The organism is Pseudomonas sp. GW-45 (genome assembly GCF_056896675.1).
In genome coordinates, this window is record NZ_CM167674.1 from 1870357 (window position 1) to 1896375 (window position 26019).

Consider the following 26019-nt stretch of genomic DNA (forward strand, 5'->3'; position numbering starts at 1 on the left):
AACCCTGTCGCAGTATTCTGCCAAAAAATACGCGATAAAACGTCAACATGATAGAGCAAAGTCATAACTTTGACTTCAATTCAACAGGCGACATATATCTGTCAGTCAAGCAATCATTTACGGTCCCTGTCAAGGAGCCCGAGTTACGATAGAATATCCCGCTCGTTTCTGCCTTCTGGATCCACGCATGACCGACGTAGACAACCTTTTCGCCACCCCATTCAGTCAGGTGGCAGACTTCGCCTTCGACAAGAAAGTCGCGCGGGTTTTTCCCGACATGATTAAACGCTCGGTACCCGGCTACCCCACCATTATAGAGAGCATCGGGCTGATCGCGAGCCAATATGCTCAACCCGGCTCGATAATATATGACCTGGGTTGCTCCCTCGGCGCAGCTACCCAGTCCATGCGGCGACATGTCAGCAGCGAGGGTTGCCACATTATTGCCATCGACAACGCTGAAGCTATGGTTGAGCGTTGCCGGGAATACCTGATTGCTCAGGACGCCATGATTGAAGAGGCCCTTCCTGCGCAGGTGGTCACCGGTGACATCGTTGGTTACCCCCTGCAAGCTTGCTCGGTAGTGGTGCTCAACTTTACGTTGCAGTTCGTCAAGCCAGAAGAGCGCCTCAAACTCCTAAGCTTGATTCGGCAGGCACTGTTGCCAGGCGGCGTGTTAATTCTGTCGGAAAAGCTCAACTTCGCAGACGCCAATACGCAAAAAAGCCTTGAAGAACTGCATTATGCGTTTAAACGCGCCAATGGCTACAGCGAGCTGGAGATTGCTCAAAAACGCAGTGCTATTGAGAACGTTATGCTGCCCGATACACTGGAGCAGCATCAGCAACGCTTGCGAGAGGCCGGGTTTTCGCACAGTCACACTTGGTTTCAATGTCTCAACTTTTGTTCAATGATTGCTCACACATGATTGATTATTCTGCATTTCTCGACTGCCTTGAAGACGGGCCGCTGGCTAAATGGCGGCAGCCTATTGCTTCAGGGCTAGAGCAGCGCCTGCTAGATAGCCAACAGCATGGCGATCTGGCGCGCTGGCAAGCCAGTTTAGCCAAACTACCCAGCTTAAGCCGCGTCGATGCAAACTTGACTGAGAGTGTTTGCTTGCATAGCAAAGAGGCAATCAGCGAGGAAGCACAGGTTCAGTTGCAAGAAGGCCTGCACGGCTTACATCCCTGGCGCAAAGGCCCGTTCAATCTGTTTGGTGTGCACATAGACACTGAATGGCGTTCGGACTGGAAATGGCAACGGGTATCACCGCATATCGATTTGCGCGGACGCCGGGTACTGGATATCGGCTGCGGCAACGGCTATTACATGTGGCGCATGTGGCAAGCCGGTGCCAACATGGTTATTGGCGTGGACCCAAATCTGCTATTTCTCAATCAGTTTGAAGCAGTTAAGCGTTATTTGCCTGACGCTCCAGTCTGGCAACTGCCCTTCACCCTAGAGGCTCTACCGGAGCCCAGCAATGCTTTTGATACCGTGTTTTCCATGGGCGTTCTGTACCACCGACGCGCGCCTATTGATCATCTGCTGCAGCTAAAAGCATGTTTGCGCCCCGGCGGTGAGCTGGTACTCGAGACCTTGGTGATCGAAGGTGATGTAAATCAATGCTTGATGCCAGAGGACCGCTACGCGCAGATGCGTAATGTCTGGTTTCTGCCATCAGTAGCCATGCTGGAGCGATTCCTTGCCCGCGCTGGGTTCGTCAACATCCGCTGTGTAGACCTGAATCGTACTAGCGTGGAGGAGCAGCGCAGTACCGAGTGGATGCAGTTTCAGTCGCTGCCAGACTTTCTGCAGCCTGATGACTCGAGCAAAACCCTGGAAGGCCACCCGGCGCCAATGCGGGCTACCTTGGTTGCGGTGAAACCGGGGGGCTGATAGCTCGCCCGGTACGCCTGTTCAGCCGAATACAGCGACTGTTTGTCTACTGATAGCAACCAGCTCGCCTGCCTGACTCCAAACCATGGCTGCAATGTGGCCATAACCGTCACGTGCGTACTCAATTTTGGCGTTATATAGCAGCCAGCCTTCTTCACCTAATACTGGTTGCGGCTGCACGAACTCGATGGTCCAGGTTATTGAGCTCGCAGGCGCACGCTCTTTGAGATGGGGCAGCACCGCAGGTGGCCATACATCAACCAAGCCAACCAAATGTACTGAGTCAAAGGCGTCAAACTTTTCATCAAAACGCATCCAGCCACCCATTTCTCGCTTGCGACTGTTTGTGCAGGGGTAATCGCCGAAGGTCCAACGCACATCAAAATAACGAATAAAAGGAGGGTTCATACCCTCGATAAAGGGCATGCGCTGGCAAGTTTCTGGGTTAGGCGCTGCGGGAGCCGGCTCGGCTGCAACATCAACGCTTGATTCACGTCCGGCGCCAAAACTGCCCTGGATAATGCACATGGTCTGGCCATTCTGCACTGCGCGGCCAAGTAGCTGGCTTACCGCCTTACCTTCGCGTAGTACCTCAGCCTCGACTGACATACTTTCGCCCGGTTTTACCGGGCCCACAAAGGTGATTGCTAACGAACGTACCGGGCGGCCATCGGCAACCTTGGCGCGCATACCGGCGACGACCAAAGCAGCCACCAGGCCGCCGTAACCTGCACGACCCTGCCCCCAATCGGTAGGAATGGTGACGCTATTGTCGGCGGAGACCGCGAAGGCCTCCAAGATTTCAGCAAAATTCATGTCGGTATCCTGAGAAAAACAGCCCTGCATAGTAAACGAACGCCGGAGGGTGGCCCTAGTGTGGCGCAGCAACATAGCCGGCCTGTATACAGGGCCATATCAGACTTTGGGCTGTAAGCGCAGGCCACAGAGCCAACCGATAGCCAGCCACGCAGGGGGCATATCCGGCCAGTCTGCATCGCTTAAATCCGTTAGTTCAAAATCAGGCATGCCCGCGCGTGCCATTAGCCGTTCGTACCACCACACCACGTAATAGCCATGTCCGCTGCGGTGCTCATTGGCCAGTTGGCTACGCAAGCGCATAGGCAATGAGGCAAAAAGCTGCTCATCAAGGGCAATAAAAATACGCCGTTCATTGTCGAGATAGGCGGTTTCTGCGGCCACCTCGCAATCCATTTCAGCCGCCAGGACGACCAGTTGTGCAGCGTATTCCCGATGGCTTTTCAGTGGATTCAGCTGGCTGCGCCAATCAAGCTGCTGCCGTTCGATAGCATCGACCAGTGTATTGCTGCCCGCTCTCGAAGCCCCGAGTAAAGAAGCCAACCACTGACGCTGAAACAACGGCAGCTGATCAACCCAAATGCGCAGCTCCGCGCTACTGGATCCAGCCCTTGGCTGCCAGCCACTGACGTCTCCATCGGCGATTGAGGCAACGGCAGCCATGCGTTCTGGCCAGCTAGCGGGCACAAACTGCTGTTGAAAAACCTGCCACTTCTCACTCAATACTGTTTGTCGCTCGGCAAGCCAGCGTTCCGCTAGCCAACGTCGCCGTGATTTATAACTTGTCATCCGTTGTACGTCCCAACCGTTCCTTCATGGCTCTAATAATGCCTTTGTTGTCTTCCAACAATGCGCCTGTTTCAGACAGTGGCACCGCGCGGCATAAATCTAGCGTGAAATGCCCAAGACGAGCACTATACAAACCAATACCCATGCCCTGCCCTATACGCGCTGCCAGTTTTTCCAGTAGCCCCGACAGGAGTGAGTCACTAAATGCGCCCATGGCCATTTCGGTGCCGCCCGCCAGAGCGATATTACGCAACACATGGCGAGCCAGACGCCAGCGGCTAACGCGGCCAATCGGCAGTCCGTAACAGACCGCAACGCGCTGCATCATGCGGATGTTACGCCACACTACAAGCAATAAATCGACCGACACCCAAGGACTCGAAGCCACCAGCACACCGGTGCCAATCGATTCATTGCGCACTATTTGCCGTGCCTGTTGATCGATGGCTTGGTAAAACTGCACGTTGAGCCGCCGGGACACCTCCTCTGCTTCGTGAGCGGCGTCCAAATCGCCGCAGACTGCGCGCAGCCTAGGCGCCAGTGGCGTATCTGCGTAGACCTCAGCCAACCGATCGAGCCAATCGACCGCCAAACGTTGGCGCGGATCACGTAAAGCTGCCTGCATTTCACTACGCAACTGTTCAAGCTCACTGAGGCGATGACGCTGACGGCGCAAATCACGCAGGGCAAACAAACCAACCCCACCAAGCAGCGCACCGGCACCGGCAACCAACCCACCCGCAAGCGGATGCCATTGCCAACTAGACCAGGCCCACTGACCCCATTCCAAGCCGGCACCGCCCAACGCAATTAGCACGCCGAGCTTCAGCAGCCGCCCTGGCCAACGGCTTTGTGGCGGCGCATTTAAGGTACCGGGCAGCGGTGCCTCGGTTGCTGCAGAGGCGTTTAGCTGCAACTCGTCTACGTCTCCCAGCAGCTCGGTTATGCGGGCATCACTGGCCTCTTTGGGCAACTCCCAACTGTCGAGGATGCGGGTTTTGCTATCGCCTTTCACAGTCTTTGCCCTTTTAGCATCCAGGCCACCAGATCATCCATACGGTAATGTGGAAAGGGCTCATTACGATGCAATCCCGGTGGCGGTCTTAACGGCAGCAGCTCAGGACTATTGACCTCGAGTGACTGCGGCAAATGCTCGGGGATGTCACCTGGCTGATAACGCACCCAGCCAGTTTTCCCCTGCAGACCCGCCACCAAGGCTTCGCCTTCCTGCCGGGTTGCACGGATCGCCGACAACGGAAGGCCCTTTATTTCAACGCCGCCGTGACGAACGTCAGCTAGCCGATCAACCATCAAATCCTCAAGGCACTGCTGTACCGCTCGCTGTTGCCGCGGGCCTACTTTGTCGACCTTGGTGGCACACAACGCCAGCCGACGAATCCGCGGGCGGAAGCGCAGTAAACGGGCAAGAAAACCGTTTTGGCCGTAATGAAAGCTCTCAAGCACTGCCTCCATGGCGTCCTTCAAATCCGCTAGAGCAGCTTGACCGGCATCCATAGGGCTGAGCATATCGACCAACAGCACCTGTTGATCAAGATGCCGGAAATGCTCATCGTAAAAGCCGCGCACTATGAAATCGCGATAATAATTGAACCGAGCCTCGCACACCGCCCACCAGCTGCCGGTTGGCGCAGCCGTATGCTGGTTGGCTTGCAACAGAGGCACAAAATGCAACATCTCGGCGGCTACGTCACTGCCCGGCTGCAGGAAGCGCGCAGGCTGGTTACGAGACAACCCTGCCTCGCTGCGGCAGCGCTGCAGAAATTTTGCCCAATGATCGGCCAGTGTAGCGAGCTCCTGCGTGTCTGCGTCAGCTGTGGGATCGATGGCTTGCAAGCGCTCATGTAGCGTCGAGGCCAGCTCAACCCGTGGCGGTTGGCCTAGCCACTGCGCCATCTGCTCACACCATTGGCCGTAGCTCATATTCAGCAAGGGTAAATCCAACAACCATTCGCCTGGATAGTCGAGAATTTCGATGCTGACTTCTTTAGCCCCCTGCAGTTTACCCAGCAGCCCCCGCGGCTTGAAGCGCAGATCCAACAAGACCCGCGATAAGTCGGCGGTTGACTCCGGCCACGCTGCCGGCTCTGCGGATAACGCAGCCAGGGATTCCAAATAAGGGAAGGGTCGCTTGATGTCGTCCCGACGCCAGCGCACTGAGTCAAGACGATCAAAGGGGGAAAGCTGGGCCAGCAGGCCTTTTTGATGGTTCTCCAGCTGGTTGATCAAACTGGTAATAAAGGTGGTTTTGCCCGCGCCACTGAGCCCCGTTACGCCCACCCGCAGGCGCTGGCGCCGTAATGGATTGGCCGTCGTTGCCGTTTGCTTGAACCAGTTCGCACTTTTATTTGCCACGTAGCAGGCACTCCCTGAATCATTTATGGTCTATGACGAGTATTACACAACCAACTGATGGAGCGGAGGAGCACACCCAATGGCCTATTCGGACACACACAGCAAGGCAATCGGATATCTACTTTGGATATTCGGCTTCATGGGGGCTCATCGTTTTTACTATGGCAAACCTGTTACTGGCACACTTTGGTTTTTCACGCTGGGCTTTTTTTTCATAGGCTGGATTGTCGACCTTTTCCTCATCCCTTCGATGGACCGTACCGCTGATCGACGGTTCCGCACCGGTCCAATCAACTTTAACCTGACCTGGATTCTGCTGACCTTTCTCGGTATTTTTGGCGCTCACCGCCTCTACATGGGCAAATGGATCAGCGCCATCATCTACTTCTTCACTGTTGGCTTGTTTGGTATTGGCATCCTTTACGACTACTGGACGCTAAACGAACAAATTTCGGTGAAAAATATGCAGCGCGATTGGTAAGCACATAACTAATTTATTCCGTGACAACCGCAGCGTTCCGCAGCTGCCGGTTGCTCGGCTGTAACAAGAACAGCAGCGGGAAAGCACAGAGCGCGATCCACATCATCAAGCGGAAATCCTGCAAGTATCCCAAAGTAGCCGCTTGTCGATTAAGCTCTCGATTCAATCCCGCTAGGCCAGCAGTAGATTGAATATCGTACGCTCCCAGCTCCGTTGCATGCCGCAGTGCGAGGCTAAAGGGGTTTATATAGTCGGCAAAAGCTGCGTGGTTGATCTGGGTGCGCTGCGCTAGATAAGTCACGACGACGGAAATGCCGATACTGCTGCCAATATTGCGCACCAGACTAAAAAGCGCGGTACCGTCGTTACGATAGCTCGGCGCCAGAGTAGAAAAGGTCAAGGTAGACAGCGGCACAAAGATCAAACCCAACCCCAGGCCTTGAACAACCCCTGTACGCACCACATCGAAGGCGGCAATATTCAGGTTGAAACCGCTCATTTCCCAGAGCGAACCACACGTCAGCAGCAGGCCTGCGCCTATCATTAGCCGTTCATCAACACGCCCTGACAGACGCCCTACCAATAGCATACCGACCATGGTTCCCGCCCCACGCGGAGCCAGTAGCATGCCGACATCAACCACCGGATAACCCAACAGGTTTTGTAGAAACGGCGGCAATAGCGCCATGGTAGCCAACAGAATAATACCGACGATGAAGATAAAGATAAGCCCAACACTGAAGTTGCGATTTCGAAACATCGCGGGCTCCATGAAGGGCTGTCTGCTAGTGAGAATATGACTAATGAATAGATAGAAGCCCAGCCCGGCTAACAGTGCTTCAAGAATGACCTCACGACTGGCAAACCAATCAAGAGATTGACCTCGGTCCAGCATCATCTGCAACGCACCAATACCCAGCGCCAACAGCAAAAAACCGAGCAGATCAAAACGGCGGGTATTATTGGTCTCAGTTTCCGGCAGGAATGCCACCAATCCAAACCAGGCCAATATTCCCAGCGGAAGATTGATATAAAACACCCAGCGCCAACTGTAATACTCGGTCAGCAACCCTCCGAGCGAAGGACCGAGAATAGGGCCAACCATCACGCCGACACCCCAGAGGGCCATCGCCGAGCCGTGTTTTTCGGGCGGATAAGTATCCAGCAACACCGACTGCGATAACGGGACCAGGCAGGCGCCAAAAACACCCTGCAACAAGCGAAACATGACAATCTGCTCCAGGCTTTGCGCTGCACCACAAAGCATCGAAGACAAGGTAAACCCGATTACCGCACCCATAAACAAGCGTTTACGGCCCAGGCGAGCGCTAAGAATCCCGGTAAGCGGCATACAGATAGCGGCTGCCACAATATAGGAGGTGAGTACCCAGGATATCTGATCCTGAGTAGCTCCCATGGCGCCCTGCATATGCGGCAACGCCACGTTGGCAATGGTGGTGTCGAGCGCCTGCATAATGGTCGCCAGCATCACTGACAGGGTAATCAGTAAACGCTGAGCAGGGCTCGCACTGGGCGTGATTTCGGCACTCATGACATGCTTGTCACAGCAAATCGGATAGCTGGCGGCGATGCCCGGTGTCGATCTCGACCTCAGTACTCAGCCCGGCCAAAAGCGGTGGGCCACCCTCCTCCATCTGCAACTGAATACGCACCGGCACCCGCTGCACTATTTTTACCCAGTTGCCTGTTGCGTTCTGCGCCGGTATTACCGAGAACTCGGAACCAGTCGCCGGACTGAGGCTTTCCACTGTCGCGTGCCAAACCCGGTCAGGATAGATATCGATACGTACTTCAACCTCCTGCCCCGGTTGTACATAAGTCAGATCAGTTTCCGGAAAATTGGCCTCAACCCAGGGCGCATCTGATCCCACCAGCGCTAATGCCATGCTGCCAGCAGAAACGTACTGGCCTGGCTTAGGTAAATTGCTCACTACGCCCGGAATGGATGCGCGGACCAAAGTGCGCTGCTGATTCAACAAGGCATCATCCAATTCGGCCTGGGCCGCCTTGAAACTGGGATGCACCTCCACGGGCGCGTCAACGCTGCCGCCTAGCATCTCAGTCATGCGTTTGAGCTCCTGCTCCAACACTTTCACTTCCTGCGCTGCGACGTCACTCGCCTGTCTGGCGGTATCAAAGGTGGCTGCCGAAATGTACTGCTTATCCAGCAACCTCGACTGACGATGCTCTTCTTTCTGACTAAAGGCCGAGCGACTCTGACGCAACACCATCTGAGCCTGGGTTTCATGGTAACTGGCCTGTAAAGCAGCCAAATCGGCGCGGACTTGACCAAGATGCGCCTCAGACTTGGCCACCTCGATGTCAAATGGCGCAGAGTCAATACGAAACAGCGGGGCACCCACAGCAACATGTTGGTTTTCCGCCACCAGCACCTGCTCAACACGACCGGAAATTTCAGCACTGATCGGCACTTTGTCGGCTCGCACATAAGCATTGTCGGTTGTAACGTAACGCCCACCATGCAGATAGACAGCTACTACTGTCGCCAGCAATACCAGCGGCATCACCACCAGTAAAACCAAACGGCGACCACGTTTACTGCGCGCTGGCGCGTCTGGACTTGCTGCAGAGTCGGTCATGAATACGGCTTCCGTTTCAATTTATACAAAGAAAAGTCACTGACCCATCTGCGCATGCACATGCCGCAACAGCCGTAGCAACTGCTCGGCGTCGGCGTCACTCAAGCCGGCGGTCATGCGCTGGGATATTTCGTCGTTGAGCACCTCAAAGCTCTGCAGGTGCGGTTTAGCGGCATCCGTCAAGAACAGCTGATAAGCCCGTCGGTCGCTCGGTGCAGGACGGCGCTCGATCAAGCCCGCCTGGCCAAGTTGGTCTAGCACCCTTGTGAGAGTAATCGGCTTGATCTCCAGGATTTCCGCCAACTCAACCTGACGAATACCCTCGCGCAGAGAAAGATGAACCAGCGTGCGGAACTGCTCTTGCGTCAAGCCATCCGCTTCACGGTTGGCAATAAAGGCTTTACGCACCAAGCGGTTCACATCGGCAACGATGATGGGCAACCAGGATTTATCCACAAAAAGCACCGAATACATATAGTAAGTAAGGCGTACTATATGTCTGGCGTTTTGCTGGGGTCAATTACAGATTGGATACCCTGCTGCGGCCAATTGGCACAGCAGGATATAAAAAAGCAGTTTTTAGGGGAGATGCGGCTTTAGATTGGGTCGTTGCGGGTTAAAAGCTCATCCGGAAGATGCATGATGTAGTCATCCTCCTGCGGCGGCATTTGCACATGGTAGCCCTGCTCGCGCAAATTGGCCAAAACCTTGAGGATATCTTCCTGCGCGAGCTTACGTTCTTCGGTCAATATCATGTCCATCGCATGCTCGGCCCGACCAATCAATTTCATTAGCTCAGGAGGCACCTCAGACAAACCTTTCTCGCGCGGCACATAGAGGTACATACCCATTTTTTTAGTGCTGCGATAAATCGAACACAGCACTTTCATACTGGCTCCTCTGCTTCAGCGTTAGCCACTTTCAGCAGCGCTTCACCCAGCAACTCCCGACGCCAACCAACGAGCTCCGCCGGCAAGTAATAAGGCCCGTTTGGGTAACCGGTGCGCAACATAGCTTCGATCACCTTTTTGCGCAGCATTATTTCAGGAGCAATATTTAACCGCTCCGCTTCAGCCGAACCTATCTTGCGCATGAGTTTAAGCAATCGGTTAGCCGCTGCTGGCAAGGGCTCTGGCAAACGTTCGGGATAATCTTGTGGATCGGCGGCCTGGCCCTCGCGAATAAGCTGCAGCAAGGTCTCGCCATCATGACGCACCGTGCGCGGATGCATGTCTTCTATACGGGACAAGGCTTGCAAGTTATCGGGCTGTTGTTGCGCCAATGGGCATAGCGCGCGTTCGCGTACCAAGCGATTACGCGCTTGATCACGCTCACGCGACTCGGTTTCACGCCAAAAAGCCAAACGTTGCAGAATCGCCAATTGCGCCGGATTCAGCCGCCAAGCCTGTTTCACTTGTTGATAAGCCAACTCTGGGTCAATCACTTGGCCACTGCCTGCGACCTGTTCAGCCGTGTCAGCGAATAACCACTCTTCAACGCCGGCCTCGGCTATGCGCGGCGCCAACAGCTCATACAGCTCAGCCAGGTGCTGCGCATCACGCGCCGCATACTCAATTTGCGCGTCGCTCAGGGGCCGCTGTAACCAGTCAGAGCGGGTTTCTTCTTTAGGCAGGTCAATATTCAACTGCGCGCTGACCAGCCGTGAATACCCCATGGAAAAGTCCATACCCAAAAAAGCGGCGGCCAGCTGCGTATCGAACAACGGTAAGGGATAGGCGCCACACAAGCGGGAGAAAACCTCGAGATCCTCGCTGCATGCGTGCAAAACCTTGACCACATTCGGCGCTTGTAGCAACTCGACCAACGGCGCCCAGTCAGTTATTTCCAGCGGGTCAATCAGATAAGCACGCTTACCGTCACCGATCTGAATAAGGCCAGCGATCGGATAGAAGGTCTCGGTGCGGACAAACTCGGTATCAACAGCAACATAGGGCAACGTCAGCCAATGTGCGCACCAGGATGCCAGGTCAGCGTTGCGGTCGATCATCAGCGGTGGAACCAGCGGGCTAGTCATGGGAAGCCTTTTCGATAAATTGCCGTGAGTATAACTGATCTAAAACTGCGCTGCCCCGGCCTGCTTTCACTGAATAGAGCGATCAAGTTTGATCAGGATCAATCGATAAGGAGAGCGTATTTGACATACTTGGTGTTGCCGCACGCCCGTGCTGCAAATAATCCCCGATTTCCCTGCAAACTTGGAGCACGCATGCGATTTCTTCAGCACCTGCCACTTAAGTACAAATTTTGGGCGGTTAACAGCGTGGCCTTCATCGCCTCCTTGTTGCTGGTGCTGGTGGCAGTGTGGGTTGAGCAAGGCAGCATACAGGTTCAACGTATGGAGCTGGGCGAAGCGTTGATTGCTGACGAGTCAGGCGCCAACCCTTCGCTTCCGGGGCTGCACTGGCTAAAAAACGACACCGCTGAACTAGGCACCAAGAGTTTGACGCCAGTCTGGCGTGCAGCCAATGACCTGCATGCAACTCAAGCCGCTGGCGTGCAAGGCGTTTGGCTACAGGGGGGACGCGCTCTGGCGGTAGAACATCAAAACTATCTTGATCTACTCCTGGAACGGTCGCCAGTTTACGCGCTGGCGGTCATGGGGTTGATGTTGTTGGTCCTCATGGTGTCTCAGTTGCTGATTCTATTCATCACCCGCCACATTCTCAGTTTGCGTGACAGTATGATCCAGGTGCAGCAAACCGGTGACCTGACGTTAAGAGCAAAAGTCACGACTCGCGATGAAGTCGGCTCAATGGCTTCCGCATTCAACGCTATGCAACAGGCACAGCAGCAAGTGGTTGCTGCAGTTCGCCAAGCCTCACTTGAGCTAGATCAAGGCGCAAGCAGTCTGGCTGGTCTGATGAGCCAGGTACGCGACGGCATGGTGCAACAACAGGGAGAAACCGATCAGGTTGCCGCTGCGGTGAATGAAATGAGCGCCACTGTGCAAGATATCGCTGGCAACACCTCTGCGACGCGCGACCAATCGAGGCAAGCCGACACGCTGGCGAGCGGCGGCCGCGATCAGGTAGAACAGGTGCGCAAAACGATAACCGGGCTGGCCACTAGCATCGAACGTTGCACCCAGCATATGCAGACCTTGGCAGCCAATAGTGAAGACATTAGCGGCGTAGTACGGGTCATTCGCAGTATTGCCGAGCAAACCAACCTGCTAGCACTAAACGCCGCAATCGAAGCAGCCCGTGCGGGTGAATCCGGTCGTGGTTTTGCTGTGGTAGCCGATGAGGTAAGGGCATTAGCGCAGCGGGTACAGAGCTCAACTGACGATATTCAGCGCATGATCGAAGCGCTGCAAAGCGGCACTCAAGCAGCCGTGAAAGATATGCAGGCCAGTGCCGGCCTGACCCACGACTCGGTGGCCCAAGTAGCCAAGGCTGGCGATTCACTGCACGAAATCGCCAGAGCAGTCAGCCAGATCAACCGCGGAAACGGGGAGATTGCCTCAGCTATAGAGCAGCAAAGCCAGGTAGCAGATGCCATTACTCAGAGTATTGTGGAGATTCGCGATGTGACCGAGCGCACGGTTGATCAGACCATGCAGAGCGCAGCAACCAGCGATCAACTTGCGAAGTTGGCGCATCAGCTGAAGCTTTCAGTCAGTCAACTCAAGGCGTGAACTAAAAACGGCCCCGTAGGGCCGTTTCATGCATGCCAGACCGCTTATTGCAATGTGATGCGATCACCATTCTTGGCTAAGGTACTTGGACCAATACCTTTAACGGCGGAGACGGCATCTACTGAAGTAAAATCACCGTTTTGCTCGCGATAATCCACTATCGCCTGGGCCTTGGCGGCGCCTACACCCTGCAACACCTCGGCAATTTCATCTGCGCTGGCGGTATTGATATTCACGCTGACCATAGGTGCAGCCGGGCTAGGATTAACTTCGTCGGCGAATGCGGGGGCCATGCAATAGCAGGACATGATCAAACACAAAGCAGTAACGAGTTTACGCATGTGACTCTCCTTATCATTAGGGGCTTGTTTTATCAGTACCTCTTGCCGCACTGAAGGAAATCACTTCAGCAGCACTGGACCGCCATCCCTGCGGCACAGACAACCCTAAAACAAAGGCCGGCGGGGTAAAAACCCGGCCGGCCTTGAATGTGAAGCCAATCGCATTTGTCTAGATGATTAGTTCAACGCTACGCGTCCAAACCAAGCTGCAGGTCAGCCTTAAGATCGACAACCTCCTCCAGGCCAATCGCCAGCCGAATCAAGCCGTCGCGAATCCCAGCAGCCGCACGCGCTTCTGGCGTTAGCCGACCATGCGTAGTGGTTGCCGGATGAGTGATAGTCGATTTGCTGTCACCCAAATTCGCAGTAATCGACAGCAATCGCGTGGCATCAATGAAGCGCCAAGCGGCCTCGCGCCCACCCTTGAGCTCAAAGCTGACAACCGCGCCAAAAGCAGATTGCTGCGACTTCGCCAGCTCGTGCTGAGGGTGGCTCGGCAAACCAGCGTAGTACACATGTTCTACTTCTGGCTGCTGATCAAGCCATTCGGCCAAGACCTGCGCAGCCTCACAATGGGCACGCATCCGCAGGCGCAACGTCTCCAGTCCTTTAAGAAAGACCCAAGCGTTGAAAGGGCTAAGCGTGGGCCCTGCCGTGCGCAGAAAACCGACCAACTCCTGCATGTGCTCTTTGCGCCCGGCAACGACGCCACCAAGACAACGACCTTGACCATCGATGTACTTGGTTGCCGAGTGCACGACTATGTCGGCACCTAGCAACAAGGGTTTTTGCAGTGCGGGGGTACAGAAACAATTATCCACCACCAGCAAAGCACCCTGTTGCTTGGCCACCTCGCTGAGGGCACGAATATCTACTAATTCGGCCAACGGATTGGAGGGCGACTCAAGAAACATCATCCGTGTATTGGGCTTGCACGCTGAACGCCACGCGCTGATATCGGAGAGGGGCACATAATCCACCTCCACGCCGAAGCGCTTCAGGTACTTTTCGCACAGGCTAACAGTCGAGCCAAATACGCTCCGCGACACGAGAATATGGTCGCCACCGGAACACAAGCTCATGACCGTGGCCAGAATGGCGGCCATGCCAGAGGCAGTCGCTACGGCTTGCTCGGCTTCTTCCATCAGCGCAATACGCTCCTCAAAGGTGCGTACTGTGGGGTTCATGTAGCGTGAGTAAACATTACCTTCTGACTCACCGGCAAAACAGGCCGCAGCCTCTGCCGCGCTACGAAACACGTAGCTAGACGTCAAAAACAATGCCTCACCGTGCTCTGCCTCGGGAGTACGGCGATGTCCGCCGCGTACCGCCAGCGTATCGAATCCGACGCCTTCCAGATCACTGTCGAGCCGGCCTGCTTCCCATTCTTGCGTCATTCTAAAAGCCTCGCGTCCTGCGCCCAAGCTATCTGGGCGGAGCCGTTACTATCAATTGTTGTGCAGACCCATGATCTCGTTGTCGCTCTCGGCAGTAAACTTGGCTGAGTCATTGCGCGCCTGCTCAATCTTGCCGAGATAAACGTCACTGACGTCGCCCGTAACGTATTCGCCATTAAATACTGAGCAATCATAGCGTTTGATATCCGGATTGCCCTCGGACACTGCGTCAATAAGGTCTTCAAGATCCTGATAGATCAACCAGTCGGCGCCAATCAATTCAGCCACTTCTTCCGTGGTACGGCCATGGGCGATCAACTCATGCGCGGTTGGCATGTCAATCCCGTATACATTGGGGTAACGCACAGCAGGAGCAGCCGAACAGAAGTAGACATTCGCAGCACCTGCCTCGCGGGCCATTTGAATGATCTGCTTGCAGGTGGTGCCGCGGACAATTGAGTCATCTACTAGCATCACGTTCTTGCCACGAAACTCCAGATCAATTGCATTTAGCTTCTGTCGCACGGACTTTTTGCGCGCAGCTTGCCCGGGCATGATGAAGGTGCGACCAATGTAGCGGTTTTTGACAAAACCCTCGCGGAATTTCACGCCCAAATGGTTAGCCAATTCAACCGCCGAGGTGCGACTGGTATCGGGAATCGGGATGACCACGTCGATACCGTGATTAGGCCGCTCACGCTCGATCTTCTCGGCCAGCTTCTCGCCCATGCGCAGACGAGCCTTATATACCAGCACCTTGTCGATCATCGAGTCTGGACGCGCCAGATACACATGCTCGAAAATGCACGGCGAATACTCTTGATGGGTAGAACACTGGCGGGTGAAAAGTTCGCCCTTCTCGGTGATATAGACCGCTTCGCCTGGGCCCAGGTCGCGGATCAAATCAAAGCCAAGTACATCCAGCGATACGCTTTCAGAAGCAATCATGTACTCCACACCGTTCTCAGTCTCGCGCTTGCCGAAAACGATAGGACGAATGGCATTAGGGTCGCGGAAGCCGACGATGCCGTAACCAGTAACCATGGCCACTGCGGCGTAGCCGCCACGGCAACGCGCATGCACTGCACGCACGGCATTGAAGATATCTTCTTCGCTAGGCTGCAGTTTGCCGCCACGAGCTAACTCGTGGGCGAATACGTTGAGCAGCACTTCGGAGTCAGAGGTGGTGTTCACATGGCGTAAATCAGACTCGTAAATTTCGCGAGACAATTGCTCTACGTTGGTTAGGTTACCGTTATGCGCCAGCGTGATGCCGTATGGCGAGTTGACGTAAAACGGTTGTGCCTCGGCAGAGCTGGACGAACCAGCAGTAGGGTATCGCACATGGCCAATACCCATGTTGCCAACCAAGCGTTGCATGTGGCGCTGATGAAAAACGTCACGAACCAGACCGTTATCCTTGCGCAGAAACAACCGTCCCCGGTCACAGGTCACAATGCCGGCGGCGTCCTGGCCGCGATGCTGCAGGACAGTCAAGGCATCATAGAGCGCCTGATTGACGTTCGATTTGCCCACTATGCCAACAATGCCACACATGCCTAAACACCTTTTTCGTTGAGTATGTGAAAAACGTCCGGCGCCAACGCCGGGTTAGCGGCCAGCCAGTTGCAGAATAAAATTCTTCGACCAGTCCGCCACTAATAAGAAATGAGGAATCATCACTGACTCACGCCACCAGGTATCCGCTTCGACCGGGGCCAGACTCAATAGACCAACGATGACCACTACCAGCAGCCCGCCCCGCGCGGCACCAAATACCATGCCCAGAAAGCGATCAGTACCACTCAGGCCGGTCGCTTTAACCAGTTGACCGATCAAATAATTGATCAAGCCACCCAGCAGCAATGTCAGTATGAAAAGGATAGAGCAGGCTGCGATCACTCGCAGCGACGGCGTATCTATGTAGGGAGCCAGCAATTCAGCCAGCGCACCGCCAAACAACCAAGCAACCAGACCTGCAAGAATCCAGGTTACCAGCGACAGAGCCTCTTTGACGAAGCCTCTGGTCAAACTGATCAGGGCCGATATTACAATGGTGGCGATGATAGCCCAATCAACCCAGGTAAACGACACGGTCACGGCACCCTGTTACGCAAAGAGCGGTATTCTAGCAGAGCAGCAAAGGGCATCGAAACAGCAAACTTGCCGCAACCTTCTTTTAGTCTCTGTTGAGAAATGAGAACGCCAATTTAACCCTGCCGTCACCCATTAGCCTCGGCCGCTGTCAGCGTCATAAGCGACGACCAAGCCTTTGCTACCGCGCTTACTGGCTAACTCATCGCGCAAGCGGCTAGCCGCATCACGGCTTGCCAGAGGGCCAACGTAGACCCGGGTAATAGATTTACCCTGGACTGTGACCGAGTGCGTGTACGAGTTGTAGCCTTGTGTACGCAAAGTCTCGCTCAAGCCTTCAGCGTTGCTGTTGCTGGAGAAACTACCCAACTGAATTACCCAGTCTCCCGTTGCCGCGGCTTTGGGCTCAGGAGCCGCCACGGGCTCAGCCGCTTGCGGGACTTCAGGCTCGACCTCGTCCGCCGCCTCAGGCGCAGTGACCAGCGCTGGCTGATCTTCCGGCTGAGGTGCAGCCTCGCCAGAACCTGCCGCAGGAATACTCGCTACCTGAGGCGTTGCGGGTAGTTCAACCGGCTCAGCCGATGCTATCGGTTGTTGATCTAGAGTCGGCTCTTCCGGCACATCGACCACCACCTCCACGGTTTCGTCTTGCCCGGACAGCAGCATCGGCAAAAACACCACGGCGGCAACAACCAGTACCAGGGCACCGATGATGCGCTGTTTCAGACCTTCATCCATCAATCAGTACTCCGGACGTTTCAGACAACCAGAGTATGGCGGCAGCGACGGAGAAAAACGACCCGAAAATAACAATTTCAGTATCAACGTCAGAGTCATCCAGTGCGCGCGCTATGGCTTCAGCTATCGAGTTGCACTCATGGACTCGTTCGCCCTGCCCCGCCAGATAGCCGGCAAGCTGTGCAGCCGGACGACTGCGCGGACTCTCGAGCGGCGTCACATACCAGGATTCAAACAGTGATATGAGCGGCTCATGCACGCCGGCAAGGTCTTTATCTGCCAGCAAACCAAACACCGCAACACGCGCAACGTTTTGCGCTGCCAGCGCTTTTGCCATAAAACGCGCGGCATGCGGGTTGTGGCCAACATCAAGGTAAAGCCGCCGTGCTTGGCCGCGCCAAGTGATCTGCCGAAACTCGAGGCGGCCAGGCGCCTTGGCTTGAGTCAACGCGCGTCTGAGTTCAGTCTCAGGCAAATACAAACCCGCTTGCAGGAAGGCCTGAAGCGCCACACTCAGGTTGTCGCGCGGCAAAGATACTGATGGCATTCCAAGGTTTTCAACGGGTTGTGAGTCGACCAGTGCAAACACATCCCACACGCCCTCGTCTTGCGCCCGCCAGCCGAAATCTCTGCCGCGCTGCAAAAGTGGGCAGCCAAGCTCGTTGACTCGTTGCATAAAGCTAACAGGCAGATCCAGCTCACCGCTGATCACCGGGCGCCCAGCGCGCAAAATTCCGGCTTTTTCGAAGCCCACCGACTCTAGCGTGTCGCCTAGGTATTCCTGATGATCCAGGCCGATGCTAGTCACCACAGCAACATTGGCATCGACTACGTTAACGGCGTCTAACCTGCCGCCCAGACCCACCTCAAGAACCACCGCATCAAGCTGAGCCGCTTTAAACAACCAGAGGGCCGCCAAGGTGCCGAACTCGAAGTAAGTGAGAGAAACACTGCCGCGGGCCTGATCCACAGCCGCAAAAGCATCGCACAAGGCCTCATCGCTGACCATTTCGCCATTGATGCGTACCCGTTCGTTGTACCGCAAAAGGTGTGGGGAGGTGTAACAGCCAGTGGTTTGGCCGGCTGCTCTCAGCAAGGACTCCAGGCCAGCGCAAGTAGAACCCTTGCCGTTGGTGCCGGTAACCGTGAAAACCAAAGGCGCGGGCTGTAGCAAGCCAAGCTGATCGGCAACCTGGCGCACGCGCGCCAGGCCCATATCGATTTCGCTCGGGTGCAGCCCTTCGAGCCGGGTCAGCCACTCGGAAAGACTGCGCTGCGACATCAGACCTCGCTTTGCTCTGCTTCGTCTTCGACGGCGGGTGCAGGTGAGTTGGTGAAAATGGACAGCATGCTAGCCAAACGATCGCGCATTTCGCTGCGGGCGACGATCATATCGAGCGCACCATGGGCCAGCAGAAACTCACTGCGTTGAAAACCTGCTGGCAGTTTTTCACGCACGGTCTGCTCGATAACTCTTGGACCAGCGAAGCCAATCAATGCATTTGGCTCAGCTACGTTCAGGTCGCCAAGCATCGCCAAGCTGGCAGACACACCACCGTAAACAGGGTCAGTCATCACCGAGATAAAGGGAATACCCTCTTCTTTTAGGCGAGCCAACGCGGCACTCGTCTTGGCCATCTGCATCAAAGAAAACAGCGCTTCTTGCATACGGGCGCCGCCGGAAGCAGAAAAACAGACATAAGGAATACGCTCACGCAACGCAACTTCCGCGCCGCGAACAAAGCGTGCGCCAACCACGCTGCCCATTGAGCCGCCCATGAAGTTAAATTCAAAGGCGCTGGCAACGATGGGCGACCCTTTAAGTTTGCCTTGCATAACAACCAATGCGTCTTTCTCACCAGTATCTTTCTGTGCAGCAGTCAGACGGTCTTTGTACTTTTTGCTGTCACGAAACTTGAGGCGATCGACTGGCTCTAGCTCAGCTCCAATTTCGCTGCGTTCGCCTTCATCCAGAAAGATATCCAGGCGACGACGGGCGTTGATGCGTAAGTGATGACTGCACTTGGGGCAGACATCCAGGTTCTTTTCCAGCTCAGGGCGATAAAGCACCGCCTCACATGAGGGGCATTTGCGCCACAACCCCTCAGGCACGCTACTCTTTTGTGCTTCAGAGCGCACGATGGAAGGAATCAGTTTGTCCACCAGCCAATTGCTCATCGTCATTCCTTAATCTGTTTATTCTGGTCAATCAGCCCTAGGGCTAAATGATTCAATCTTTACCGGTCCATTGCGCTGCGCATGTCGCCGATGATCGTTGCAATACCTTTGCGTGCTAGCTCTGGCTGATCAGCGTGACTGGCAATCTGGTTAACCAGTACCGAGCCAACCACAACGCCATCCGCCACTGCTGCTACTGCCGCCGCTGAGGCGCCATCGCGAATACCGAAGCCAACACCAATCGGCAAATCGGTCACCGTGCGCAGCATTTCTAACCTGCTTGCTACTTCGGTGACGTTCAAAGCACTGGACCCAGTCACACCTTTTAATGAAACATAATAGATATAACCGCTAGCCTGCTCACAAATGAGCCGAGCACGTTCTTTGGTTGTCGTCGGTGACAGCAGAAAAATACTGTCCAATCCATGCGCCTTGAATACTGGCAATACATCGCGTGCCTCTTCGGGCGGCAGGTCTACCGTCAACACACCGTCAACGCCCGCCTTGGCTGCTGCTTCGGCAAATACGGCGTAACCCATGCGCTCAACGGGATTCAAATATCCCATTAATACGACCGGAGTTATGTCGTCATCCTCGCGGAAGCGTCGCACCATGTCCAGCACCTGCTGGAGGCTGACGTGATGCGCCAATGCGCGCTCCATCGCCAACTGAATGACCGGACCGTCAGCCATCGGATCAGAGAATGGAATGCCCAGCTCAATAATGTTCGCGCCGGCCGCAACCATGTCGTGCATCAACGGCAATGTGACCTCGGGTGTAGGGTCGCCAGCGGTGATATAGGGTATCAACGCCTTGCGACCTTCGGCCTGCAAGGCAGTAAAACAATCTTTGATTCGGCTCATGTAAATCTCGTTAAATGCTGATGCCGTCAATCCCGGCGACAGTATGAATATCTTTGTCACCGCGACCGGACAGGTTGACGACCACAATCTCATCGGGACGCATGGTGGCTGCCAGTTTCATCGCATAGGCGACGGCATGGCTGGACTCAAGCGCTGGCATGATGCCCTCAATTTTAGTCAGTTCACGGAAAGCAGTCAGCGCTTCTTCATCGGTCGCATCAACGTAATCCACTCGGCCGAGATCTTTTAACCAGCTATGCTCAGGGCCAACACCGGGGTAATCCAAACCGGCAGAAACCGAATGAGTTTCAATTATCTGGCCCGCTTCATCCGACATCAGATACGTGCGATTGCCGTGCAATACGCCAGGCTGACCCGCGCTTAGCGGCGCCGCGTGTTGGCCGGTTGATATGCCGTGACCACCTGCTTCAACCCCGTACATTTTTACGCTGTCGTCATTCAGGAAGGGATGGAACAAGCCGATGGCGTTGGAGCCACCGCCGACACACGCCACCAGTGCGTCAGGCAGGCGACCAGCCTGAGCCAGACATTGTGCACGCGCTTCGCGCCCAATCACGCACTGAAAATCACGAACCAGCTCCGGATAGGGGTGCGGACCCGCCACGGTACCGATGATATAAAAGGTATCGTCGATATTAGTTACCCAGTCACGCATCGCCTCGTTCATTGCATCTTTTAGTGTCTTAGAACCGGAGGTGACTGGAATCACCTCCGCGCCAAGCAACTTCATACGATACACATTGAGTGATTGGCGCTTGACGTCTTCTGCCCCCATGTAAACCTGGCATTTCAACCCCAGCCGCGCTGCGACCGTGGCAGTCGCAACACCATGTTGCCCAGCACCGGTTTCAGCAATCACCCGAGGCTTGCCCATGTGCTTGGCCAACAAAGCTTGTCCGATGGTGTTGTTTACCTTGTGCGCGCCCGTGTGATTAAGGTCTTCACGTTTGAGGTAGATTTGCGCCCCACCTACTTTGGCAGTAAGGCGCTCAGCTAAATAGAGCGGCGATGGGCGACCAACATAGTGCGCTAAGTCATAATCAAATTCGGCCTGAAATGCGGGATCCTGGGATAGTTTTCGGTAGAGTTTTTCCAGGTCATCCAGCGCTTCCATTAGCGTTTCGGAGACAAAGCGGCCGCCATAGGGGCCAAAATGCCCACGCGCATCGGGGACCGCAGAAAAATCAGTTTTACTGAACTCAGACACGCCTCACCTCTCGAACAAAAGCATTAATTTTCTCGACATCCTTGATGCCCTTGGCAAGCTCAACGCCACCACTGACGTCCACCGCCCAAGGCTCGACCCCAGCAATCGCCTGAGCAACATTGTCTGCCGTCAAGCCGCCGGCTAGAACTAAATTCCATCGGCGCTCGCGTGGCACCAGAGTCCAGTCAAATACTTCACCGGTGCCGCCAGGAACACCTGCTTTATAACTATCCAGCAAAATACCCTGGGCCTTTGGCCATGCTGCTGCAACCGTTGCTAAATTCTGATCCGCGCGCACTCTGACCGCTTTCAGGTACGGTCGCTCAAACTGATCGCAGTAATCGGCATCTTCGTCACCATGAAACTGCAGCAGATCCAGCGGCACCTGTGCAAGCACCTCGCGCACATAGGCCGCATCAGCGTCGACAAAAAGCCCAACACTGGTAATAAACGGCGGTAAGGCAGCCACGATAGCAGCGGCCTGAGCTGGCGTTACAGCGCGCGGGCTGGGCGTATAAAACACCAAGCCAATCGCATCCGCGCCAGCATGCGCAGCAGCCAAAGCATCTTCAACCCGGGTAATACCGCAGACTTTAATACGCGCCATATGAGCGTTGGTACCTTAATTCGACAAGGGAACGATAGTAGCAGATAGCACCGCAGGCGTCAGTTCGCCACATCCGGCAGCGCCGACAGGAAGTGTGGCCCCAGATAGCGATGCGGCAAGTCGAATTGCTCAGGGTAAGTAACATCAACCAGATATAACCCGTAGGCAGGCGCTGTCAGCCCTCCTGCGGCGCGGTCGCGCGCATCAAGCACCTGCTGCGCCCATTTCACCGGACGCTCAGCACACCCGATTTGCATCAGCACTCCGGCAATATTACGTACCATGTGATGCAAGAAAGCACTGGCACGGATGTCCAGCACGATAAACCGGCCGTACTGCAGCAACTCCAAATGGTGAATGGTCTTGATCGGCGACTTAGCCTGACAACCCACTGCACGGTAAGAAGTAAAGTCATGGGTGCCCAGCAATGCACTTGCGGCCTGGCGCATGGCGGCTAAATCCAGTGGCCGGTAATTCCAGGTAACTTCATGAGCCAAGTGCGCAGGACGAATCGGATCGTTATAGATAACGTAACGATAACGACGTGCCATGGCAGAGAACCGCGCATGAAAATCCATACCCATGGGCTGCACCCAACTCAGCGAGATATCTGCAGGCAGATTCGCGTTAGCGCCATGAATCCAGTTGCGTGGTGTACGCACGGCGTCGCTATCAAAGTGAATGATTTGCCCAGAGGCATGCACGCCAGCATCCGTACGCCCAGCGCAGAAAACCTGGACAGGATGATTCGCGACTCTGCTCAGTGCTTTTTCAACTGCTTCCTGGACGCTGGGCACCCCGGACTTCTGACGCTGCCAGCCACGGTAAGCAGTGCCGCGATATTCCACGCAAGCAGCCACCCTTGAAACAACAGCGGCCGCCCCAGGGGCGGCCGCTGATTCGAACTGGTCAACATCCATCAATCCGTCAAACGCTCCATCATTTCGCGGGCTTCGGTCTTTTGCTGCTCATTACCTTCTTCGACCACCTCGTTAAGGATGTCGCGAGCACCTTCACTATCACCCATATCGATGTAAGCACGGGCCAGGTCAAGCTTGGTCGCACTTTCATCCGTCCCCGAGAGGAAATCAAACTCGTCGTCTTCGTCCAGGTCACCCGCCACCGGCTCCTCCGTCAAGCTATCAAGCGACAGAAAGTCATCATCTTCAGTTGCCGCAGTGTTGTCCTCTGTAAGCTCCAGCGTATCCAGAGGGAGCGCCACATCGGCTTGCTCCGCATCGCCTGCCACTTCGTCCAGCTCCACCTCAAAGTCAGCAAGATCATCTTCTGACAAGCTGAAATCGTCGGCCGCGAGGTCTTCTTTAGAGTCGATAGCATCAAAATCGGCCTTGAGACTCTCGGTCTGTAGCTCGTCTGTCAGCGACAAGTCAAAGTCATCATCCAGCGCGCTTTCACCTGCTTGTGCTTCGGTTGCCGTACCCAGATTTTCAAACTCAGTAAAATCCAGTGATGCGTCGAGCTCGACAGCAGCACTCTCAACATTTGAGTTGGGCTCGGTAGCGCCCTGCAGATCCTGAGCGGCAAGGGTATCGTCCAAATCGAAATCAAGATCAAAGTCAGCGTCTGAGTCAGCTTTCGCGGTAACGTCTGGCTGAGCAGTAGATGCCTCAGCCTCTCCCATTTCAAACTCACTGAAATCGAAGTCCATATCTTCTTCTTCGACTACATCGGCTTGGAACGGGGGCTGCGATTGCACATCTTGGACATCGAAAGAGATATCGTCCTCTTCGCTCGCGCCGTATGCCATACCCGCTGCTGCACCTGCTACTGCAGCAGCCATCAAGGGGAAGCGCGCATCCATGGCGTCGACCTGATTATCTACGGTGCCTGCAGCGCGCAGCGCCTCATGCTGAGCGCGATAACCTTCTGCGTTCTCCAGCATGCCTTCTACTTCGAGCAGTTTAAGGCGCAAGTCAGTACGTTCTGGCTCGCTCTCTAGCGCTGCTAACAGCACAGCGTGAGCTTCCTGCGGCTTACCGTAAGCCAACAGACCGTCGGCCTCAGTCAGCGGATCAGCCGCAATGCCTGCGTCATCCAGCTCAGCAGCCAATGCGACGTTAAAATCATCAGATTCGTCAGCTGCCAGATTCCCGTTATGGTTATCCGCGGCATTAGCAATGAAGTTATCTGCCATCTCGGTTTCACGACGAGCATTACGGCGGGACACTGCCATCAACACCATCAACAGCAGCAGAATCGAAACAATACCGCCACCGATCAACAGCATTTGATTTTGCATCATACGCTCGAGCAAGGATTCCGCCTTTGCGGTTGCCTCGGGCTCAGCGGTCTCTACCGTGGCAGGCGCTTCAGTCTCCACTTCTGCCATTTCCGGCGCGGGAGCAACAACTTCGTCTGCTTCAGAATCTATCGCTGACTCAGCTTCAGCGTCAGCCATTGCAGCGGTCTCGGGCTCAGAAACCATCTCAGCTTCGTTGTCCGCATCCGCTGCGTCGCTAGCTTCGCCATCAGCAATTGGCGCGCCGTCATCAGGTTGAGCGTTTGCTTCCGGAGGCGCCATATCACCAGCAGCATCGACCTGTTGTTGTTCCAATGCTGCGATTTCTTCAAGATCAGCTTGCGGTTCAGCTGTAAGCTCACTGTTTTGGCCACTGGTGCTGATTTCCTGCTGCAATGCTGCAAGCTGGGCATCTTTCAGTTCAAGCAGACGCTGCAACGTTTCCAGCTGGCCCTGCACGTCACCTAAGCGCTCACCCATTTCGGTCTTTTCACGCTCAGCAGCATCAAGCTGCTCTTTAGTGCGATCCAGCGAGTCGCGCAACTGGGCAGAGTTATCGCTGTCGGCCGAGCCATCACCTGTGCCATCACCAGTCTTTTCATCTTCCCCGGAAACTAGACGCAAAGAGTCTTCACCCGTTACCTGCTCAGGAGCGTTGCCCGCGCTTTCGCGCTGACGTGCGTCAAGCTGAGGAGCGCTCGGCTCGCTAGCCGCCGCACTGACCGGAGCTGACCGACCTTCCTTCCAGGCACGATTTTGCGCTGCAACTTCTGCAACGGCAGCACTGCCACTGCGGCTAAGCGCTTGCTCGCTGGTCGGTAACTTAAGAGTTTGACCAGACTTTAACTGGTTGATGTTGCCATTGATGAAGGCGTCTGGATTCAGATCCTGGATGGCCAACATCGTTTGGTGCACATTGGCACCGGAGGGTCGTGATTTCAGCGCGACTTCCCACAGGGTGTCAGCGCGATTGGTGCGCCATTCTGTGGAACTGCGTTGAGGTGCGGCGGCCTGCTGTGCAGCTGGCTGCTGATAGGGGCTACTACCGCGTGGCTGCGCTGGAGCGATGGTCGGCTGAGGCGGGGTAATTCGAGCTGAAGAACTGGAAGGCGCCGTCACCGGGCTACTGATAACGGTGGCAGGCTGGTACAACGGCGGATCAAGTAACACGGTGAATTCACGCAGTACTTTGCCAGAGGGCCAGCGTACTTCCATAAGGAAGTTCAAATAGGGTTCGTTGACTGGTCGGCTTGAAGTAACTCGTATGACCGATTTACCGTTAGGCTTAACTACCGGCGTAAACTTGAGATCGGTCAGGAAGAAGCTTCGTTCTATACCTGCACGACCAAAGTCGTCTGGCGAGGCCAGCATCGAGCGAATTTCTTGGCTGGATAGATCTCGAACTTGGAGCAGATCTATTTCAGCATCCAGGGGCTGATTTAACGATGAGCGCAGGTTGATGTCGCCTACTCCCAATGCTTGCACCATTCCTGTGGACATCAAGGCACTTGCTGCGGCGACAGCTATAACCAGTTTGCGAACCATAGCGAAAATCCTTTGCTTTTATCGTTTTTTCACGCCTCAACATACCCTGCCGTGCTCAGACTGGCTTACAACAAAAATCCCCCATCCAGTCTGAGGCAACCAGCAACCGCTGAATCCAAACAGGGTTT

General features: G+C 55.1%; 25 protein-coding genes. 4 read left to right on the forward strand and 21 right to left on the reverse strand.

Annotated elements, in window-relative coordinates; all coding sequences use genetic code 11:
- Positions 1 to 187 precede the first annotated feature (187 nt).
- Both cmoA and cmoB read left to right on the forward strand, forming a co-directional pair.
- Positions 188 to 928: a carboxy-S-adenosyl-L-methionine synthase CmoA gene (gene cmoA, locus AC1XYH_RS08510; RefSeq protein WP_483326147.1), complete on the forward strand. Its 741-nt coding sequence runs from the start codon at positions 188 to 190 to the stop codon at positions 926 to 928.
- Positions 925 to 1902: a tRNA 5-methoxyuridine(34)/uridine 5-oxyacetic acid(34) synthase CmoB gene (gene cmoB / locus AC1XYH_RS08515; RefSeq protein WP_483326148.1), complete on the forward strand. Its 978-nt coding sequence runs from the start codon at positions 925 to 927 to the stop codon at positions 1900 to 1902. The genes cmoA and cmoB overlap by 4 nt, the downstream gene beginning before the upstream one ends.
- 21 nt (positions 1903 to 1923) lie before the next feature.
- Here cmoB and AC1XYH_RS08520 read toward each other — a convergent pair whose 3' ends face one another.
- The 4 genes from AC1XYH_RS08520 to AC1XYH_RS08535 form a co-directional block, all read right to left on the reverse strand.
- A complete protein-coding gene (locus tag AC1XYH_RS08520; protein WP_483326149.1) occupies positions 1924 to 2718 on the reverse strand; it encodes an acyl-CoA thioesterase in 795 nt (264 codons plus the stop codon).
- 99 nt (positions 2719 to 2817) lie between these two features.
- Entirely contained in the window at positions 2818 to 3507 is a 690-nt protein-coding gene (locus tag AC1XYH_RS08525) for a hypothetical protein (RefSeq protein WP_483326150.1), read from the reverse strand.
- Complete coding sequence (locus tag AC1XYH_RS08530) at positions 3494 to 4522, reverse strand: TIGR01620 family protein (protein WP_483326151.1); 1029 nt, start codon at positions 4520 to 4522, stop codon at positions 3494 to 3496. Before AC1XYH_RS08530 ends, AC1XYH_RS08525 begins: the two co-directional genes overlap by 14 nt.
- A complete protein-coding gene (locus tag AC1XYH_RS08535) occupies positions 4519 to 5880 on the reverse strand; it encodes a YcjX family protein (protein ID WP_483326152.1) in 1362 nt (453 codons plus the stop codon). Before AC1XYH_RS08535 ends, AC1XYH_RS08530 begins: the two co-directional genes overlap by 4 nt.
- Positions 5881 to 5959: 79 nt before the next feature.
- Between AC1XYH_RS08535 and AC1XYH_RS08540 the strand changes: the two genes are divergently transcribed.
- Complete coding sequence (locus AC1XYH_RS08540; RefSeq protein ID WP_483326153.1) at positions 5960 to 6361, forward strand: NINE protein; 402 nt, start codon at positions 5960 to 5962, stop codon at positions 6359 to 6361.
- A gap of 13 nt (positions 6362 to 6374) precedes the next feature.
- On the opposite strand, the gene AC1XYH_RS08545 is transcribed toward AC1XYH_RS08540, so the two are convergent.
- From AC1XYH_RS08545 to rnd, 5 genes are all read right to left on the reverse strand, one after another.
- On the reverse strand, positions 6375 to 7913 hold the full coding sequence (locus AC1XYH_RS08545; RefSeq protein WP_483326154.1) for a DHA2 family efflux MFS transporter permease subunit: 1539 nt from the start codon (positions 7911 to 7913) through the stop codon (positions 6375 to 6377).
- A gap of 10 nt (positions 7914 to 7923) precedes the next feature.
- Positions 7924 to 8982: an HlyD family secretion protein gene (locus AC1XYH_RS08550; RefSeq protein ID WP_483326155.1), complete on the reverse strand. Its 1059-nt coding sequence runs from the start codon at positions 8980 to 8982 to the stop codon at positions 7924 to 7926.
- Positions 8983 to 9018: 36 nt separating this feature from the next.
- On the reverse strand, positions 9019 to 9438 hold the full coding sequence (locus AC1XYH_RS08555) for a MarR family winged helix-turn-helix transcriptional regulator (protein WP_483326156.1): 420 nt from the start codon (positions 9436 to 9438) through the stop codon (positions 9019 to 9021).
- 140 nt (positions 9439 to 9578) lie between these two features.
- The gene (locus AC1XYH_RS08560) at positions 9579 to 9872 is read right to left on the reverse strand and encodes a YcgL domain-containing protein (protein ID WP_483326157.1); all 294 of its coding nucleotides are present in this window, start codon (positions 9870 to 9872) and stop codon (positions 9579 to 9581) included.
- A complete protein-coding gene (gene rnd, locus AC1XYH_RS08565; protein ID WP_483326158.1) occupies positions 9869 to 11017 on the reverse strand; it encodes a ribonuclease D in 1149 nt (382 codons plus the stop codon). The genes AC1XYH_RS08560 and rnd overlap by 4 nt, the downstream gene beginning before the upstream one ends.
- 192 nt (positions 11018 to 11209) lie before the next feature.
- Between rnd and AC1XYH_RS08570 the strand changes: the two genes are divergently transcribed.
- Positions 11210 to 12640 (forward strand): methyl-accepting chemotaxis protein, encoded by a 1431-nt coding sequence (locus AC1XYH_RS08570; RefSeq protein WP_483326159.1) that lies wholly within the window; start codon positions 11210 to 11212, stop codon positions 12638 to 12640.
- Positions 12641 to 12684: 44 nt separating this feature from the next.
- Here the strand turns inward: AC1XYH_RS08570 and AC1XYH_RS08575 are convergent, their stop codons facing one another.
- From AC1XYH_RS08575 to AC1XYH_RS08630, 12 genes are all read right to left on the reverse strand, one after another.
- Positions 12685 to 12981 carry a ComEA family DNA-binding protein gene (locus AC1XYH_RS08575; protein WP_483326160.1) on the reverse strand — a complete coding sequence of 99 codons (297 nt, stop codon included), beginning with the start codon at positions 12979 to 12981 and terminating at the stop codon, positions 12685 to 12687.
- Between the two features lie 188 nt (positions 12982 to 13169).
- Positions 13170 to 14378 (reverse strand): O-succinylhomoserine sulfhydrylase, encoded by a 1209-nt coding sequence (locus AC1XYH_RS08580; protein ID WP_483326161.1) that lies wholly within the window; start codon positions 14376 to 14378, stop codon positions 13170 to 13172.
- Positions 14379 to 14429: 51 nt separating this feature from the next.
- Positions 14430 to 15935, reverse strand: coding sequence for an amidophosphoribosyltransferase (gene purF / locus AC1XYH_RS08585; protein WP_483326162.1), 1506 nt, complete (start codon positions 15933 to 15935; stop codon positions 14430 to 14432).
- Positions 15936 to 15989: 54 nt separating this feature from the next.
- The gene (locus tag AC1XYH_RS08590; RefSeq protein WP_483326163.1) at positions 15990 to 16472 is read right to left on the reverse strand and encodes a CvpA family protein; all 483 of its coding nucleotides are present in this window, start codon (positions 16470 to 16472) and stop codon (positions 15990 to 15992) included.
- A 135-nt stretch (positions 16473 to 16607) separates the two neighbouring features.
- A complete protein-coding gene (locus tag AC1XYH_RS08595) occupies positions 16608 to 17210 on the reverse strand; it encodes an SPOR domain-containing protein (RefSeq protein WP_483326164.1) in 603 nt (200 codons plus the stop codon).
- Positions 17203 to 18492 (reverse strand): bifunctional tetrahydrofolate synthase/dihydrofolate synthase, encoded by a 1290-nt coding sequence (gene folC / locus AC1XYH_RS08600; protein ID WP_483326165.1) that lies wholly within the window; start codon positions 18490 to 18492, stop codon positions 17203 to 17205. The genes AC1XYH_RS08595 and folC overlap by 8 nt, the downstream gene beginning before the upstream one ends.
- A complete protein-coding gene (gene accD, locus AC1XYH_RS08605) occupies positions 18492 to 19388 on the reverse strand; it encodes an acetyl-CoA carboxylase, carboxyltransferase subunit beta (RefSeq protein ID WP_483326166.1) in 897 nt (298 codons plus the stop codon). Before accD ends, folC begins: the two co-directional genes overlap by 1 nt.
- A 59-nt stretch (positions 19389 to 19447) precedes the next feature.
- Positions 19448 to 20251, reverse strand: a complete 804-nt coding sequence (gene trpA / locus AC1XYH_RS08610) for a tryptophan synthase subunit alpha (protein WP_483326167.1) — start codon at positions 20249 to 20251, stop codon at positions 19448 to 19450.
- Positions 20252 to 20261: 10 nt separating this feature from the next.
- Positions 20262 to 21479 carry a tryptophan synthase subunit beta gene (gene trpB / locus AC1XYH_RS08615; protein ID WP_483326168.1) on the reverse strand — a complete coding sequence of 406 codons (1218 nt, stop codon included), beginning with the start codon at positions 21477 to 21479 and terminating at the stop codon, positions 20262 to 20264.
- Positions 21472 to 22086, reverse strand: a complete 615-nt coding sequence (locus AC1XYH_RS08620; protein ID WP_483326169.1) for a phosphoribosylanthranilate isomerase — start codon at positions 22084 to 22086, stop codon at positions 21472 to 21474. The genes trpB and AC1XYH_RS08620 overlap by 8 nt, the downstream gene beginning before the upstream one ends.
- A 59-nt stretch (positions 22087 to 22145) precedes the next feature.
- The gene (gene truA / locus AC1XYH_RS08625) at positions 22146 to 23006 is read right to left on the reverse strand and encodes a tRNA pseudouridine(38-40) synthase TruA (protein WP_483326170.1); all 861 of its coding nucleotides are present in this window, start codon (positions 23004 to 23006) and stop codon (positions 22146 to 22148) included.
- Entirely contained in the window at positions 23006 to 25891 is a 2886-nt protein-coding gene (locus AC1XYH_RS08630) for a motility hub landmark protein FimV (RefSeq protein ID WP_483326171.1), read from the reverse strand. Before AC1XYH_RS08630 ends, truA begins: the two co-directional genes overlap by 1 nt.
- Positions 25892 to 26019: the final 128 nt, after the last annotated feature.